At 67.2% G+C, this 14429-nt stretch carries 14 protein-coding genes; 8 read left to right on the top strand and 6 right to left on the bottom strand.

The window, feature by feature from the left end; translation table 11 throughout:
- Positions 1–110: 110 nt before the first annotated feature.
- From KNW02_RS18880 to KNW02_RS18890, 3 genes are all read right to left on the bottom strand, one after another.
- Positions 111–1922, bottom strand: a complete 1812-nt coding sequence (locus KNW02_RS18880; RefSeq protein ID WP_216034755.1) for a ParB/RepB/Spo0J family partition protein — start codon at positions 1920–1922, stop codon at positions 111–113.
- Positions 1923–2045: 123 nt separating this feature from the next.
- Positions 2046–2516: a DUF2958 domain-containing protein gene (locus KNW02_RS18885; protein WP_431356775.1), complete on the bottom strand. Its 471-nt coding sequence runs from the start codon at positions 2514–2516 to the stop codon at positions 2046–2048.
- Positions 2438–3394, bottom strand: a complete 957-nt coding sequence (locus KNW02_RS18890) for an ArdC family protein (RefSeq protein WP_090848920.1) — start codon at positions 3392–3394, stop codon at positions 2438–2440. The genes KNW02_RS18885 and KNW02_RS18890 overlap by 79 nt, the downstream gene beginning before the upstream one ends.
- 464 nt (positions 3395–3858) lie before the next feature.
- On the opposite strand from KNW02_RS18890, the gene KNW02_RS18895 reads away from it, so the two are divergent.
- The 7 genes from KNW02_RS18895 to KNW02_RS18925 all read left to right on the top strand — a co-directional run bounded on the left by KNW02_RS18895 (position 3859) and on the right by KNW02_RS18925 (position 10204).
- Entirely contained in the window at positions 3859–4170 is a 312-nt protein-coding gene (locus tag KNW02_RS18895; protein ID WP_216034756.1) for an AAA family ATPase, read from the top strand.
- Between the two features lie 99 nt (positions 4171–4269).
- Positions 4270–4830 (top strand): TetR/AcrR family transcriptional regulator, encoded by a 561-nt coding sequence (locus tag KNW02_RS18900; RefSeq protein WP_231000332.1) that lies wholly within the window; start codon positions 4270–4272, stop codon positions 4828–4830.
- Between the two features lie 3 nt (positions 4831–4833).
- Positions 4834–5979, top strand: a complete 1146-nt coding sequence (locus tag KNW02_RS18905) for an efflux RND transporter periplasmic adaptor subunit (protein ID WP_216034757.1) — start codon at positions 4834–4836, stop codon at positions 5977–5979.
- Entirely contained in the window at positions 5976–7109 is a 1134-nt protein-coding gene (locus KNW02_RS18910) for an ABC transporter permease (RefSeq protein WP_216034758.1), read from the top strand. Before KNW02_RS18905 ends, KNW02_RS18910 begins: the two co-directional genes overlap by 4 nt.
- 5 nt (positions 7110–7114) lie before the next feature.
- A complete protein-coding gene (locus KNW02_RS18915) occupies positions 7115–7807 on the top strand; it encodes an ABC transporter ATP-binding protein (RefSeq protein WP_073067840.1) in 693 nt (230 codons plus the stop codon).
- Between the two features lie 14 nt (positions 7808–7821).
- On the top strand, positions 7822–8202 hold the full coding sequence (locus KNW02_RS18920) for a hypothetical protein (RefSeq protein WP_216034759.1): 381 nt from the start codon (positions 7822–7824) through the stop codon (positions 8200–8202).
- Positions 8203–8263: 61 nt separating this feature from the next.
- On the top strand, positions 8264–10204 hold the full coding sequence (locus tag KNW02_RS18925; RefSeq protein WP_073067838.1) for a heavy metal translocating P-type ATPase: 1941 nt from the start codon (positions 8264–8266) through the stop codon (positions 10202–10204).
- 15 nt (positions 10205–10219) lie between these two features.
- Here the strand turns inward: KNW02_RS18925 and KNW02_RS18930 are convergent, their stop codons facing one another.
- The 3 genes from KNW02_RS18930 to KNW02_RS18940 all read right to left on the bottom strand — a co-directional run bounded on the left by KNW02_RS18930 (position 10220) and on the right by KNW02_RS18940 (position 13138).
- Positions 10220–10870, bottom strand: a complete 651-nt coding sequence (locus tag KNW02_RS18930; RefSeq protein WP_128493043.1) for a DUF924 family protein — start codon at positions 10868–10870, stop codon at positions 10220–10222.
- Positions 10871–10938: 68 nt separating this feature from the next.
- On the bottom strand, positions 10939–12858 hold the full coding sequence (locus tag KNW02_RS18935; protein WP_216034760.1) for a heavy metal translocating P-type ATPase: 1920 nt from the start codon (positions 12856–12858) through the stop codon (positions 10939–10941).
- A gap of 61 nt (positions 12859–12919) precedes the next feature.
- Positions 12920–13138, bottom strand: a complete 219-nt coding sequence (locus KNW02_RS18940) for a heavy-metal-associated domain-containing protein (protein WP_011749557.1) — start codon at positions 13136–13138, stop codon at positions 12920–12922.
- A gap of 108 nt (positions 13139–13246) precedes the next feature.
- Between KNW02_RS18940 and KNW02_RS18945 the strand changes: the two genes are divergently transcribed.
- On the top strand, positions 13247–14152 hold the full coding sequence (locus KNW02_RS18945) for a LysR family transcriptional regulator (RefSeq protein WP_216034761.1): 906 nt from the start codon (positions 13247–13249) through the stop codon (positions 14150–14152).
- The last annotated feature ends 277 nt before the right edge of the window (positions 14153–14429 follow it).

Here is a 14429-nt window from a genome sequence, read left to right on the forward strand (position 1 = left end):
TCAAAAATCCCATGTCGATCACTCCGTATGCCTCCAGCTGCTTCAAGCCGAGGCAGGGTTGCACATGGGTCAATTCTCAATGACAATTTTGGCGGTTGCCGGGTCAATTCTCAGTGGCAATCAACAGCCAGCCGTTCGGCCTCGGCCATGCGGCGGTCGAGACCGTGCTGCGAGATGCCATTCCCCGAATAGGGGTTGGGCCGCTCGTAAAGCGCGTTGACCCCGAAACTGACGCAATGGGCGAGCAGCGCCAGGCGGCTGGCATCGTCGAGACCGTCGATCCAATCCCAGAGCCGGTCGTCATCGCCAGCGGGGATGTCGCCCCGCCAGGCGTCCGCGCGCTCGTCGATCATCTTCGCGGCGGCGCTGTCAGCGAGCCCGGTCGCATCCGTGGGAAGATAGATATGACGCACGGCGGCATAGAGGCTGGTTCCCGAGGTGGCGGTGCGCTTGAAAGTATCGAGAACCAGCTTGTGCAGCAGCGCCGTCATGGCGACGCGCGGATTCTCGGCAAGCGCATTGCGCAGCGCCAGCGTCCGCCAGGCGGTCAGGTCCGTCACCAGCCGCTCGGGCAGTGGCTTGACGGCATCGTCCTCCTCTTCATCGGCGTCCGGAACCGGCTCGCCGCCGACGGTGATGACCGCACGCTGCACGGCATCGGGACCGGACGGGTCGGCACCTTCGCCGGCATCCTCACCATCGACGGTCTCAGGCTGCTCGTCCTCGGGGCGGACATAACCGGGGCTGACGATCAACTCGCCCTCGCGGCCGATGCTGACGAAGACACCGGCACGGGCGATGTCTTCCGGCGCGAAGCTGATCGGCCGGTTCTCGAAGGCGTCCAGCTCGGCCTCAATCTCCCCGAGCCGTTGATCGACCTCATCGGGCAGGTCTTGGGCTTCTGCATACTGCGCTTCGAGTTCGTCATACTCGTCGCGCAGCGCCTCGCGGGTGGCGCGCTCCTCGTCGGTCAGCTCCTGGGTCACACCGACCAGCCTGCGCAGGCCGTTGGTGTGGCCGTAGGGAAGCTCGACCGCCGCGTCGATCCACTTCCAGCCCTGACCGGCGATCTCGTCGGCGACGGCGCGCAGCTTCTCGTCGACCAGCCGGTCGAGAAGCGTGACGTCCTGCAACCAGCCGCCGTTCTCCTCGGAGAAGAGATCGCGCAGCACCGGGCCGCCCGCCGCCTCATAGGCGTCAATGCCGACGAAGCGGGCGCGCTTGTCGGCGGCCGGAACCGTGGTCTCGGTCAGCATGTTGCGGATGTGCCAGGGCTCTTTCTGCCACGACGTGCTGATCCGCTCCCAGACCTGCTGCTGGCGCTCGTGGTCGGGATTGACGGTGAAGGCTTCCAGCATCGCCAGCGTCATCTCATTCCGCGCATAGGCGTCGTGCAGCGCCGGCGCGACGGTGGCGAGGCGAAGGCGCTGCATGATGTAGCGCGGCGTGGTCCGCCAGGCGTCGGCGATCTCCTCCTTTGACATGCCCATGTCGAACATCCGCTTGAACGCCTTGAACTGGTCGAGTGGATGCAGGGCGAGGCGCAGCAGGTTCTCGGCCAGCGAGTCGTCGACGGCCGAGGTCTTGGCATCGGCCTTCTTGACGATGCAGGGGACGAGGCCGTCGGCCGGGAAGCGACCGGCCTCGACGAGGCGCGCGATGGACCTGTAGCGGCGGCCGCCGGCCGGTGTCTCGAAATCGCCGGTCTCGTTGCCGTCCTCGTCGAGGATGGCGCGAACGTTGAGGCCCTGCACGAGATCCTCGCGCCGGTCGATGTCATGGGTAAGTTCGTCCAGACCCGCCTCGACGTCAGTCTCGCGAACATTGCTGTCCGACAGCCTGATCCGGTTGAACGGAATGTCGCGCGCCCGTGAAAAGACGATCATCGGGGCGACGGGCTTCTTCCTGGCAGCTTTGGCCATGGTGATTTCTCCGCGACGGGCGGCCGGGAGCCACTCTCTCGACCTCCAACCCGTCACGAAGCGAAGCGCCGCCCTCTTCCTCTGAAGAGTGCGACGCCAGGCCACAAAGCCGGCAACCGGAAATCAGGATTCCCGGCTTTCCGTATCTGTGGATGTGCGGGTGAATGCCGCACCGGCGCGGTAGAGGGCTCGTTCCGCCGCCCGGATGCTGCCGGTTTCCCACGCAGCCTCCGCCCAGACCGAGATCGGGAAATCCCCGGTGAAGAGCAGATCCCGCTCGATTCCCATGCCGAAAGGCAACCGGATCAAGCGCAATTCTTCCAGGCTCCACGAGCCGAGTTCGGGGCAGCCGATATCGGCAAGACCGAACATGATGTCACCGCCCTCATCCAGTTCGGTGGCGAGCCAGACGCCTGCACCGAAGGGGTTGAAGAATTTCACGACGGGGATGTGGTCCACATCGCGCTGGCGATCATTGGCCAGAAGCCGGTCGCGTTGCGTTCCGGTCAGGAGGATCAGGCCGCGACCCTCCCTTCGGTCGATGCCGCATCCGGTTCCCCGGCATCTTCGGCTGGCAGATGCGACAGCAGCCAGTCAGCCGCTTTGCTGGCCTGCGAGGCAGCACGGACGATGGCGCGGTTGTCCTCGCGCAGCACCTCCAGCCAGGAGCCGATGTAATCGGCATGGCGCACGGTCGGCACGATCCCGAGCGTGGCGCAGCAGAAGGCGGCGTTCATCTCGGCCACTAGCTCCTCGAAGGCGTATTTCTTCGTGCCGAAGCTGCCCGAGAAATCCCGCCCCAGGCGCGAGGCATGGCCGGTGGCGTGCCCCATCTCGTGCAGCGCCGTCCGGTGCCAGTTGATCGGCTCGAAATAGGCTTGCGGCGGCGGGACCATCACGAAGTCCTGTGATGGGACGTAGAAGGCACGATCCCCGCCGATGCGGAAGTCGATGCCGGTGGCCCGGATCAACGCCTCCACCCGAGGCTCGATCATGCCGGGCGGCGGGGGCGGTGCCTCCACCGCGATCTCCTCGGGCAGGCCCTCGCATTGCGCGGCATTGAAAACGGTGAAACGCTTCAGGAACGGGATGCGTCCCGGCTCCTCGCCGGTCTCGCGGGCGCGGCGCTTCTCGTCTTCCGGCGTGAAGCGGTCGGCAAAGACGACGGTGGTGCCACGCTCGCCCTTCATGACATTGCCGCCGAGCGCCGCCGCCTGGCGATAGGTGAGCCAGTGCTGGGAAGGGTAGCCGTGCTGGACCACGGCGCCCCAGAGGATCAGGATGTTGATCCCGGAATATTGCCGCGAGGTCGCGGCATTTCGCGGCATGGCAAGCGGCGCTTTCGCTGCCGATGTCCCCCATGGCTGAACCCAGGGAAGCCGCCCTGCCTCCAGTTCGGCGATAATCTTGCCGGTAATGTCATCGTAAAGATTGCTGCGCGCGCCATCGGCAGCGCGATCCTGTCTGGCCATCGGGATGATCTCCGCGACGGGCGCCGGAGACCTCTTCTCCAGCCCTCAACCCGTCACGGCAAACCCAGTCCGCACTCTTACTCTCTGGGGGCGTTGCGGAGGTCTCCCCGCTGAAGGGGGTGCGTCGGCAACGCAGTGCCGACCAGGGGGAAGACTTTCCCCCGCCACCCGAAATTGGCAACGAAGCAGGGCCTCGTGGATAATCGCCGCACCTGCAAAGTGTGAACGGTCGAATTGAGCTTTTAGCGCTTGAACGGCGGAAGCTGACCGCGACTTGATGCACATGGCGTGACGACGGGCACCTTTCAGCCGCTGCACGGGCCGACAGAGAAGCCAATCCACAGCAAGCACATATTCATAGTGCCACTTGTGCTGACGTACTTCTGCATTATTGAGTTCACGTTGCGTCGCCATGGCCAGAGATCCTACGGTGTGCAGAGAAAATTACACTGCGAGGGGGATTCATGAAGCTCAATTCGGTCGCGATCCGCAACTTCCGGCGCCTCGAGAATGTCCAGATCGATTTTGAGGATCAGGAGACGCTCTTCGTTGGTCCCAACAACAGCGGGAAGACCTCCGCAACGGCGATATTTGGGAGTGTCATGACCTTTGTGTATCTCGCCCGGTCCATGCGGTTTCAGATACTCAAGCGTCGAAGCGCTCGCCGAACATTCCGTATTCACCGCGTCGCGGGCAGAGATAGGCCGGCCTCTATCTTGCCCACCTCGTTCCCGGTGTCGTGGCAATCAATGCATGCAGAAAATGACACCTCGTGATTGACGCATCGCATGAGGTTGCCTAAATATGTTTGTGACTACTCACTAACTAACAGGTGCCCCGTGCGAAAATCAGCGGAGCTTCGCAAGGCCGAGATCGTGGCCACCGTGCTCGACCTGGCCGACGGGATCGGGCCGGACCGGGTGACGACGGGGGCGGTCGCGTCGCAGATTGGCGTCACGCAGGCCGCGCTGTTCCGGCATTTCCCGACCAAGGACGCGCTGTGGCAGGCCGTGGCCGAGCATGTGGCCGAAGGGCTTGCATTGGCCTGGGATGGGGCCTTGAACCTCGGCGACGGGCCGCTTGTCCGGCTGCGTGCGCTGATCGCCGCGCAGTTCGCGCAGATCGCCGCCACCCCCGCCCTGCCGATGCTGCTGTTTTCGCGTGAGTTGAATGTCACCAACGCTGAGCTGCGCGCCACCTTTCACGGTAGGCTCACGACCTTCCACGGCCTTCTGGCGACGGAGATCAGAACCGCGCAGGAAGCAGGGGTTCTGCGCGGCGACATGCCCGCAAACGATGCGGCGGTGCTGCTGACCTCGCTCGTGCAGGGCGTGGCGATCCGCTGGGCGCTCGGCGCCCGCGATTTCGATTTGCGAGCCGAGGGGCTGCGCCTGTTCGACGTACAGTGCCGGCTTCTGGCCGCGGAAGGAAAATAGACGATGCGGCGCATCTGGCTATCGGGTCTTCTTCTGGCGGCGGCTGTCGCTGCCGGCTTTCTGTTCTTCACCGAACGCCCCCTGACGGTGGCGATCGTTCAGCCCGAACATGATGTGGCCCTTCGCATCTACGGGCTCGGCACTGTCGAGGCGCGAATACTCAGCCGCGTCGGCTTCGAGGTGGGCGCCGCCCTGACCCGGCTTTCCGGCGATGCCGGGGACAGTGTGGCCAAGGGGCAGGAACTGGCCATCCTTCACTCTGCCGAACAGGAAGCGCGCGTTGCCCGCGCCGGCGCAGCGGTGACAGCCAACGAGGCCAATCTTGCCAAGGCCGATGCCGCGGTCGTGCGCGCCCGCGCCGTCCTGGCGCAGCGCGAGGCGGCGAACCGCCGCCAGCAGGGACTGGCGCTGCGCGATGTCGCCTCGGTCCAGCGCGCCGAGGAGGCGCAGCGCGACGAGGATGTGGCCCGCGCCGATCTGGCCGTGGCCGAGGCGGATGTGGCAGTGATTCGGGCACAGAGCCTTGATGCGGCGGCTGCATTGCGGCAGGAGGAAGCCCTTCTCGCCCATCACCGGCTGCTCGCACCCTATGACGCGCTGATCGTCGCGCGCCATGCCGAGCCGGGCACGGTGGTGAAGACCGGCGATGCGATCTTCACGCTGATCGATCCGGCCACCATCTGGATCCAGGCCTATGTCGACGAAGAACGCGCGGGTCAGCTTTCTCTGGGCCAGCCGGGCACGATCCGGTTGCGTTCGCAGCCTTCGGCCGAATTCCACGGCACAATCGCCCGCATCGGCATCGAAAGCGACCGGGTGAACGAGGAGCGCCGCGTCTGGCTGACCTGCGCCGACTGCCCGCCTGAGATGTTCCTCGGCGAACAGGCGGAGGTTCGTATCACCACCGGCAACAGGGACAGCGCACTGATGGTGCCCGAGGTCGCCATCACCGGCTTCGACGGCCATCGCGGCACGGTCTGGACGGTGCAGGATAGCCGCCTTGCGCGGGTGGGGCTGACCTTCGGCGCCCGCGATGATCGCGGCCGCGTCGAGGTCACGGGCGGCCTGCCCGAAGGAGCCGCCATCGTCACCAGCCCGCCGAAGGGCGCCGCAGAGGGCCGGCGCGCCCGCGTCGGCGAGGCGCCATGAACCTCGCGCTCAAGGACATTCGCCATGGCCTGTTCCGCTTCGTGCTGACCTGTTTCGGGCTGGGGCTGTTGATGACGGTCGTGCTGGCGATGATCGGTATCTATAACGGCCTCGTCTCGGACGCGCTGGCGGTGGTGAAGGCGCCGGCGGCGGATGTCTGGGTGGTGGAGGCCGGCACCAAGGGACCGTTCGCGGAAGCCTCCAGCATTCCCGCCGACACGCGCGATGCAGTGGCGCGGATGCCCGGCGTGGCCGAGGCCGGCGCGGTGAACTACCAGAACGTCGAAGCGGCCCACACCGGGCAAACGCTGCGTCTCTACGTCATCGGATACGAGCCGGGGCGTCCGGGCGGGCCGCAGGCGATCGCCGAGGGGCGCGGCATCGGCGCCGGCCATTTCGAACTGGTGGCCGACCGCAAGACCGGCCTGCTGCCGGGCGAGACGATCCGGCTCGGGCGCGACCGCTTCACCGTGGTCGGGCTTGTGGAAGGCGCGATGAACTCGGGCGGGGATCCGGCAGTCTATGTGACGCTGGCCGACGCGATGGCGCTGCAAACCGAACTCGACCCGGCGGCCCAGCGGGTGCAGACCGCGCGTGGCGCAGTTTCCGTCAAGTCCGCCTCGGTCGCCACCATAATTGCCCGCATGTCGCCGGGCGCCGATGTCGATCTGCTGACCGCCACCGTGCGCCAGTGGAAGCACCTCGCCGCGATGACCCAGGTCGAACAGGAGGAGCTGCTGCTCGCCTCGGTGGTCGACAAGGCGCGCCGCCAGATCGGGCTGTTCCTCGGCATCCTGCTGTCCGTCAGCGCCGTGGTGATCGCCCTCATCATCTACACGATGACCATGGAGAAGCTGAAGCAGATCGCCACGCTGAAGCTGATCGGAGCCCCCGACCGCGCCATCGTCGCGCTGATCGTGCAGCAGGCGCTGATCCTTGGTGCCGCGGGCTGGGGGATCGGGCTGATGCTGATCCTGACGGTGAAGGACTACTTTCCCCGCCGCGTGGTGCTGGAGCCGTTCAACGTCATGGTCCTTGCCGGCATTATCGCCGCCGTCTGCCTTCTATCCTCGGCGCTCGGCGTGCGGGCGGCGATGAAGGTCGACCCGGCCACCGCGCTCGGAAGTTGACCGACATGGCGCTCGGCGACATCCTCATCGAGGTCTCGAACGTGGCCAAGCATTTCGGCGAGGGCGAAACCCGCGTCGATGCCCTGCGGGCGGTCGATCTGACCGTGCGGGCCGGCGAGGTGATCGCGCTGCTCGGCCCTTCCGGTTCGGGCAAGACGACGCTGCTCAACATCATCGGCTGCATTCTCGCCCCCTCGGGGGGACGGGTGGTGCTGGACGGTGAGCCGGTGTTCGACGGCAAATGGCTGCGGCGCGACCTGAGGCGGCTTCGTCTCGACAAGATCGGCTTCATCTTCCAGAGCCACAACCTGCTGCCCTTTCTGACAGCGCAGGAGAATGTCGCTGTCGTGCTCGATCTTGCCGGCCGCCCCACCGAGGAGGGCCGGGCGCGGGCGCGCGAACTGCTGGACTACCTGGAAGTCGGCCATCGCGCGATGGTCAAGCCGGCGCTGCTGTCGGGTGGCGAAGCGCAGCGCGTGGCGATTGCCCGCGCGCTGGCCAACCGTCCCCGCATCATCCTGGCCGACGAACCCACCGCCGCGCTCGACGGCGCGCGCGCCGGGCTGGTGATGGACCTCATGCGCAAGCTCGCGGTCGAACAGGAAGCCTGCATCGTGACAGTCACCCATGACGAAAAGATCTTCGACCGTTTCGACCGCCTGATATACCTGCGCGACGGCCGCCTCGCCGACGCCTGATCCGGAGACATCTCATGCCCGCAAGAACCCGCGCCCTGGCTATCGCCGCCGCCGTCGCAGTGATCTTCGGCCTGCTCACCCTCGTCTCGGGCGGCAGGGCGCTGTTCGGCGGCGTCGATATGAGGGCAGTGGTGCCATTCGTGCTGTGGTTCAATTTCGGCGCGGGCTTTGCCTATGTTCTGGCTGGGATCGGCCTGTGGCGCGGCGCGGGCTGGGCACCGATGCTGGCGATTGCCATTGCCACGGCCACGGTGGCCGTCTTCGCTGCCTTCCTGTGGCATGTCGGTGCCGGCGGCGCATGGGAAGCACGCACCATGGGCGCGATGATCCTGCGCAGCGCCATCTGGATAGCCATCGCGGCCTTTGCATTGCGGTGCCATAAGCCATCCGATTGATCCACTCACCCAGCCAGCGATGGCGGCTGCCAGCCGCGACCTCGTCCGCCAGGAGCCCGACATGAAGCGCTTTCCACCCGTTGACCTGTCACTGACCCTTTCGCTCGTCACCGTGCTCGGCATGGCGATGGCGGCAGCCGGCAGATGGCTGCCCAGCGGAGCTTTCGACGCTCTGGAGCTACCGGGGCTGGTGCTAGTCTATCTGGCTGGCGGCCTGCCCACCGGCTGGCGCGCGCTGTCGGAACTGTGGCGCGCGCGCGTGCTTGACATCGACCTGTTGATGATCGTCGCGGCAATCGCCGCCGCAATCGTCGGCGCCCCGTTCGAGGGTGCGGTGCTGCTGACGCTGTTCAGCATCTCGACCACGCTGGAGGAACGCGCGCTTGGCCGCGCCCGCCGCGCCATCGAGGCGCTGATGGCGCTGCGCCCCGAGACCGCCTTGCGCAAGACCGCCAACGGCGCTGTCGAGGAAGTTCCCGCCGAGGTGCTGGCCGTCGGCGATGTGGTGGTGCTGCGCCCCGGCGCCCGGGTGCCCAGTGATGGCGTGGTCGTCACCGGGCGCGGCGGCATCGACGAGGCCAACATCACCGGCGAATCCATGCCCGTGTCAAAAGAGGCCGGTGCGCAGGTTTTCGAGGCCACGATCAATCTGGACGGCGTGCTGGAGGTCGAGGTCACGCGCAGCGTCAGCGACAGCACCATCGCCCGCATGATCCGCCTGGTGACCGAGGCGCAGGCCGCCCGCGCACCCTCAGAGCGGTTCAGCGAATGGTTCGGCCAGCGCTACACGGTCGCGGTGCTGGCGGGTGCGGTGATCGCCTTTGCCACGTTCTGGTGGCTGGGCGGCGACTGGGAACTGGCGCTTTACCGCGCCGCCACGCTGCTGGTCGCCGCCAGCCCCTGCGCCATCGTCATTTCCGTCCCCGCCGCGATCCTGTCGGCCCTGTCGGCGGCGGCGCGCGGCGGTGTTCTGTTCAAGGGCGGCGGCGCGCTGGAGACGCTGGCCGAGGTCGATATCTTCGCCTTCGACAAGACCGGCACCCTGACCACCGGCCGCGCCGAGGTGACGGAAATCGTCGCGCTGGATGGCGACGAGGCCGGGTTCCTGTCGCTGCTGGCGGGGCTGGAGGCGCATTCCGAGCATCATATCGCCGCCGCGATCCGCCGGGAAGTTGCCGCGCGCGGGCTTGATCCAGCAATCGTTGCCGATGTGAACGCCCGGCCAGGCATCGGTATCGAAGGGGCCGATGCACTTGGCCCGGTTTGGGCGGGCAATGCCTATCTTGCCGAGGACATGAAGGCTGCAACGGATCACCCCGCGTTGCAGGCGCTGGCGGATGGCGCCAATACGGTCGTCTATCTGGGTCGCGGCGCCACCCTGCTGGGCGCCGTCAGCGTAGCGGACGAGGCACGGGCCAGTTCCGCAGGGGCGATCACGGCCCTGCGCGACAGTGGTGTCCGCCGCATCGTCATGATGACCGGGGATCGCAGGCCGGTGGCGCTGCGCATCGGCGCCCGGCTTGGGCTGAGGCCCGAAGAGACTCACGCCGAAATGCTGCCACAGGACAAGGTTCGCGCGGTTGGCGAACTGGCCGCAACCGGCCGCGTTGCCTTTGTCGGCGACGGCGTGAACGACGCCGCGGCGCTGGCCCGCGCCGATGTCGGCATCGCCATGGGCGCGGCCGGGTCCGAGGTGGCGCTTCAGGCCGCCGATGTGGCGCTGCTGTCCGAGGATATGGAGCGGCTTGCGGACGCGCACCGCCTGTCGCGCCGAACGTCAAGGGTGATCCGGCAGAACCTGACCTTCGCCATCGGCGCCATGGTGGTTCTGGTCATCGGCGGGCTGTTCTTCGATCTGCCGTTGCCGCTGGTGGTGATCGGCCATGAAGGCGGCACCGTGCTGGTGGTGCTGAACGGGCTGCGGTTGTTGTCGGACCCGATCCGCCGGCCGAAGGCGTCTGTTGCCGGACAGGCGCCGACGGGTGTCGCGCGGCCGGCCTGACCCGTGGGGATGCGCTCATCCCCGAAAGACGCGCTGATGCGGAAACGCGCCCTTTTCCAGATAGGCCTCCTCCTCGGGCGTCGATCTGCGGCCAAGGATGGCGTTGCGGTGCGGGTGGCGGCCAAAGCTGGCGATGATGCGGCGTACCTGCCCCGCTTGATCGACGAGCGAGGCATACAGCGGCCGCAACGGCGCCGGCGCGCGGGTGGCGATGTCGCGGCGCAGGGCGATCAGCCGGTCGATGCGGGCCAGATGCTCCGGCCCTTCGGCATGGCCCAGCGGCTGCGTGAAGGTAATCTGGAACCAGGACAGGCCAAGCGCTGTCCAGTCGCCATTGTCCAGCCCGGCCTCGGCCTGCGCCAGCGCCTCTGTGTCTTGCGCCCAGGCCCGCGCGCTGCCCCGCCACAGCGAGCGCGGAAACTGGTCCAGCACCACGATCAGAGCCAGCCGACCCTCGGGCGTGGCGGACCAGTGGTCCAGCCCACCCGCTGCGCCACGTTCGGTCAACGGGCCAAAGCGGGCCGCAATCGCCCCATCCGCACCGCCATGCATCCGCCAGCGCCACAGTTCGGCATGGCGGTCCGGGTCGATATCCAGCGCGCGGCCCTCGGGGAACCAGAAATCCAGAACCTCACCGATCTGTCTGGCATCATTGCTATCGGTCATGTCATCCCCCATGAAAACGCCCCCGCGCCATGGGCACGGGAGCGGAATTGTAGATGAGGCACAAGCGCCTAGGCGGTCGCGGGCACCGCTGCCGGCACAGGTCGGCGCCCGCCGAGCCCGCGCGGGACGCGCAGCAGGCGCATGGCGTTGGCGATCACCACCAACACCGAAAGCTGGTGGATCAGCATCCCTTCGGCCATATGCACGTCGCCGTTGAAGACCCCGAACAGCAACCCCGCCACCGTCAGCAGCGCGATGACAAGGTTCTGGCGCATGTTGCGCAGCGTCGCGCGAGAGATCGCCATGGCCTCGGGCAGCTTTTCCAGATCGTCACCCATCAGCGCGATGTCGGCGGTCTCGATCGCCACATCGGACCCCGCCGCGCCCATCGCGATGCTGGTGTCGGCAGCGGCCAGCGCCGGGGCGTCGTTGATGCCGTCGCCGATCATGGCGACATGGCGGCCCTCGGCCTGAAAGCCGCGGATCAGGTCCAGCTTGTCCTCGGGCAGCAGGCCGGCGTGGACTTCGGTGATGCCGATCTCGGCGGCGATGGCGCTTGCGGCCTGCGGCTGGTCGCCGGTCAGCATGGCGATGCGGCTGACGCCGATGTCGCGCAGCCGGGCGATGGCGCCCTTGGCCGAGGGCCGGGGCTGGTCGGAAAGGCCAAAGATGCCCGCGATCCGCCCGTCCAGCGCCACGATGATCGGCGTGCGCCCGCGTTCCAGAACCCCGGCCATGGCGGCCTCGGCCTCGGGCTCAAAGCCGATGCCCAGCTTGTCGAACAGGCGCCGGTTGCCGGCCGCGACCTGCCGGCCCTCATGGTTGACCACAAGGCCCATGCCGGCAACTTCCTCGACCGCCTCGGGTGCGGGAATGTCACCTTCGGCCCGGCCGGCGACGACGATGGGTCGGCCCAGCGGGTGATCCGAGCCGGATTCGGCGATCGCCGCCCAATGCAGCAGGTCCTTGCGATCAACGCCCGCCAGCGGCAGCACCTCGACCAGACTCGGGCGGCCCTCGGTCAGTGTGCCGGTCTTGTCCAGCGCCAGCATGTCGATGCGGCCCGCGCTTTCCAGATGCTGGCCGCCCTTGATGAGGATGCCCGACCGCGCCGCCCGCCCGATGCCGGCCACGATGGAGACGGGCGTCGAGATCACCAGCGCGCCGGGGCAGGCCACCACCAGCAGCGTCAGCGCCAGGCGAATGTCCTGCGTCACCGCCCAGGCGCCAAGCGCCAGCACCATGATGCCGGGCGTGTACCATTGGGCGAAGCGTTCGATCATGCGCTGGCTGGGGGCGCGTTCCTCTTGCGCCTCTTCGACGCGGCGGATGATGCGGGCCAGCGTGGTGTCGGAACCGATGCCGGTGGCGCGGATGCGCAAGACGCCGTTTTCCGCGATGGTGCCGGCATGGACGTGGGAACCGGGGGCTTTTTCGGCCGGGATCGGCTCGCCGGTGATGGCGGCCTCGGAGACGGCGGCGGCGCCCTCGATCACCTCGCCATCGACGGGAATGCGATTGCCGGCGCGCACCAGCACGGTCTCATTGGGTTGCACGGCGCTGGCGGCGATTTCGACCGGCTGGCCGTCGCGGATCACCGTGGCAATCTCGGGCGCGGCCTTCAGCAGATCGGCCAGCGCGCCGCGGGTCTGGCGCAGGGTGCGCGCCTCAAGCCAGGCGCCGAAGCTGAACAGAAAGGTGACGGCGGCGGATTCCCAGTATTCGCCGATGAACAGCGCACCGACAGCGGCGACCGTGACCAGAAGTTCAATCGAGAAATGGCGGATGCGCAGCGCCTGCACCGCCCGCCACGCGATGTCAGAGCCGGCGACAAACGCCGCCGTCACCATCGAGGCGGCCCACAGCCCGCGCAGGCCGAACCCGTAAAGGGCGATCAGGCCAAGCACGATCAATGCGCCGCTGATGATCGTCAGCCATTTGCGCCGGCTGGCCGGCTGGCGAAGGGTTGTCAGGATAGGGGTCAACATGCGGGGCCTCGTAATTTGAAGGCCCGGCCGCGCGGGCAGGCGCGGCCGGGCAGAAAAAGGGTCAGAAAGCGGCGGGGCGGGCCTCGTAGCCGGTGGCGCGGATCGTCTGCACCAGCGTATCGACGGGTGCGGCGGTCTGGTCATGCGCGACCTCGATGCGGCCGGTGTTGAAATGCACCTTGGCCTCGGAGACGCCGGGCAGCGCCTTCAGCGCCTTTTCGATCTTGACCACGCAGGAGGGGCAGGAAAACTCGTCGCTGCGCAGGATGGTCTTGGTCATGGCTGGTTCCTTTCATGTCGCCGCCCGGCGGGGCGGTCATTGCTTGTGACCTGAAGATATGCTGTCCTTTCAGGATCAGGAGTGGCAATTTCGACAAGGGATCATTGCATGAATGCACAGGCGCAGGATTGGGACGATCTGCGGTTGTTTCTGGCCGTGGCGCGCGCGGGGTCGCTTTCGGGGGCGGCGCGCAGCCTTAGCGTTACCCATTCCACCGTCTTTCGCCGCATCGGTGCGTTCGAGGCGCGGCTGGGGGTGCGCCTGTTCGACCGGCTGCCCGGCGGTTACGCGCTGACCCAGGCCGGCGAGGAGATGCGCGATTCCGTCATCCGCATCGAGGAAGAAATCACCGCGCTGGCGCTGAAGGTTACCGGACAGGACCAGCGGCCCACTGGGACGATCCGCATCACCACGACCGACCTGCTGGCGGTGGGTGTGCTGCCCCGCCATGTCGCCGCCTTCCGCGCCGAATGGCCCGAGATCGAGATCGAGGTAATCGTTGCGGATACGGTGCTGGACCTGACCCGGCGCGAGGCGGACGTGGCCCTGCGCATCGGCAATCCGGGACAGGAGACGCTGATCGGGCGGCGGGTCGGGCGGTTGGCCTTTGCCGCCTATGGCGCGGCGGACCGGCCGCCGGGCGATCCTGCCGAGGGTGACTGGATCGGCTACGGATCTGCGCATGGCCCGCTCAGCCGCAATCTGGCCCGCTGGTGGCCGGATGCGCGACAGATTTACCGGACAAACTCGATCATCGCCGCCCATGCCGGTGCGAAGGCGGGGATCGGACTTGCTGCCTTGCCTTGCGTGATCGCCGATTGCGACCCCAGCCTGATCCGCGCCGCCGCGCTGCCCGAGGATTTCATGCTGGACCTGTGGTTGCTGATTCACGAGGATCTGCGCCAAACCGCGCGCATCCGCCTGTTTCTGGACTTCATGGCGACGGCCCTGGCGGCCGATGCCGACCTGCTGGAGGGGCGCTGCCCGTGCAGGACAAGGCCGGCGCAGGCGTGACGCCCGCGCCGGCCCATGCCTGCGCCCGCGGCGTCAGTCGATCATCTGCCAGCCCGGATGCTCGAAATGCTCGCCATAGGCGTTCAACGCCTGAACGATCGTCACCGCGCCAGTCTCGACCTCGCCGGCCTCCAATGCCGAGATGCCTGTCTGTTGATTGCCACTGAGAATTGACCCGGCATTGTCACCGAGATCTGACCCACCCGGTTGTTATGTTCTGCGCGTCATGTTGGCGTCAATGCAGATGTCTCCTTTCGTTTCTTTTTCGCCGTCTCGG

It is taken from the genome of Paracoccus marinaquae, from assembly GCF_018860165.1.
In the GTDB taxonomy this organism is placed as follows: Bacteria; Pseudomonadota; Alphaproteobacteria; order Rhodobacterales; family Rhodobacteraceae; genus Paracoccus; species Paracoccus marinaquae.

What these genes read in the sequence shown, in the direction of transcription:
- KNW02_RS18945 (WP_216034761.1), top strand. Translation starts at nt 13,247, where the DNA reads ATGAATGCACAGGCGCAGGATTGGGACGATCTGCGGTTGTTTCTGGCC.
- KNW02_RS18890 (WP_090848920.1), bottom strand. Translation starts at nt 3,394, where the DNA reads ATGGCCAGACAGGATCGCGCTGCCGATGGCGCGCGCAGCAATCTTTAC.
- KNW02_RS18935 (WP_216034760.1), bottom strand. Translation starts at nt 12,858, where the DNA reads ATGTTGACCCCTATCCTGACAACCCTTCGCCAGCCGGCCAGCCGGCGC.
- KNW02_RS18895 (WP_216034756.1), top strand. Translation starts at nt 3,859, where the DNA reads ATGAAGCTCAATTCGGTCGCGATCCGCAACTTCCGGCGCCTCGAGAAT.
- KNW02_RS18930 (WP_128493043.1), bottom strand. Translation starts at nt 10,870, where the DNA reads ATGACCGATAGCAATGATGCCAGACAGATCGGTGAGGTTCTGGATTTC.
- KNW02_RS18880 (WP_216034755.1), bottom strand. Translation starts at nt 1,922, where the DNA reads ATGGCCAAAGCTGCCAGGAAGAAGCCCGTCGCCCCGATGATCGTCTTT.
- KNW02_RS18925 (WP_073067838.1), top strand. Translation starts at nt 8,264, where the DNA reads ATGAAGCGCTTTCCACCCGTTGACCTGTCACTGACCCTTTCGCTCGTC.
- KNW02_RS18915 (WP_073067840.1), top strand. Translation starts at nt 7,115, where the DNA reads ATGGCGCTCGGCGACATCCTCATCGAGGTCTCGAACGTGGCCAAGCAT.
- KNW02_RS18940 (WP_011749557.1), bottom strand. Translation starts at nt 13,138, where the DNA reads ATGACCAAGACCATCCTGCGCAGCGACGAGTTTTCCTGCCCCTCCTGC.
- KNW02_RS18905 (WP_216034757.1), top strand. Translation starts at nt 4,834, where the DNA reads ATGCGGCGCATCTGGCTATCGGGTCTTCTTCTGGCGGCGGCTGTCGCT.
- KNW02_RS18910 (WP_216034758.1), top strand. Translation starts at nt 5,976, where the DNA reads ATGAACCTCGCGCTCAAGGACATTCGCCATGGCCTGTTCCGCTTCGTG.
- KNW02_RS18920 (WP_216034759.1), top strand. Translation starts at nt 7,822, where the DNA reads ATGCCCGCAAGAACCCGCGCCCTGGCTATCGCCGCCGCCGTCGCAGTG.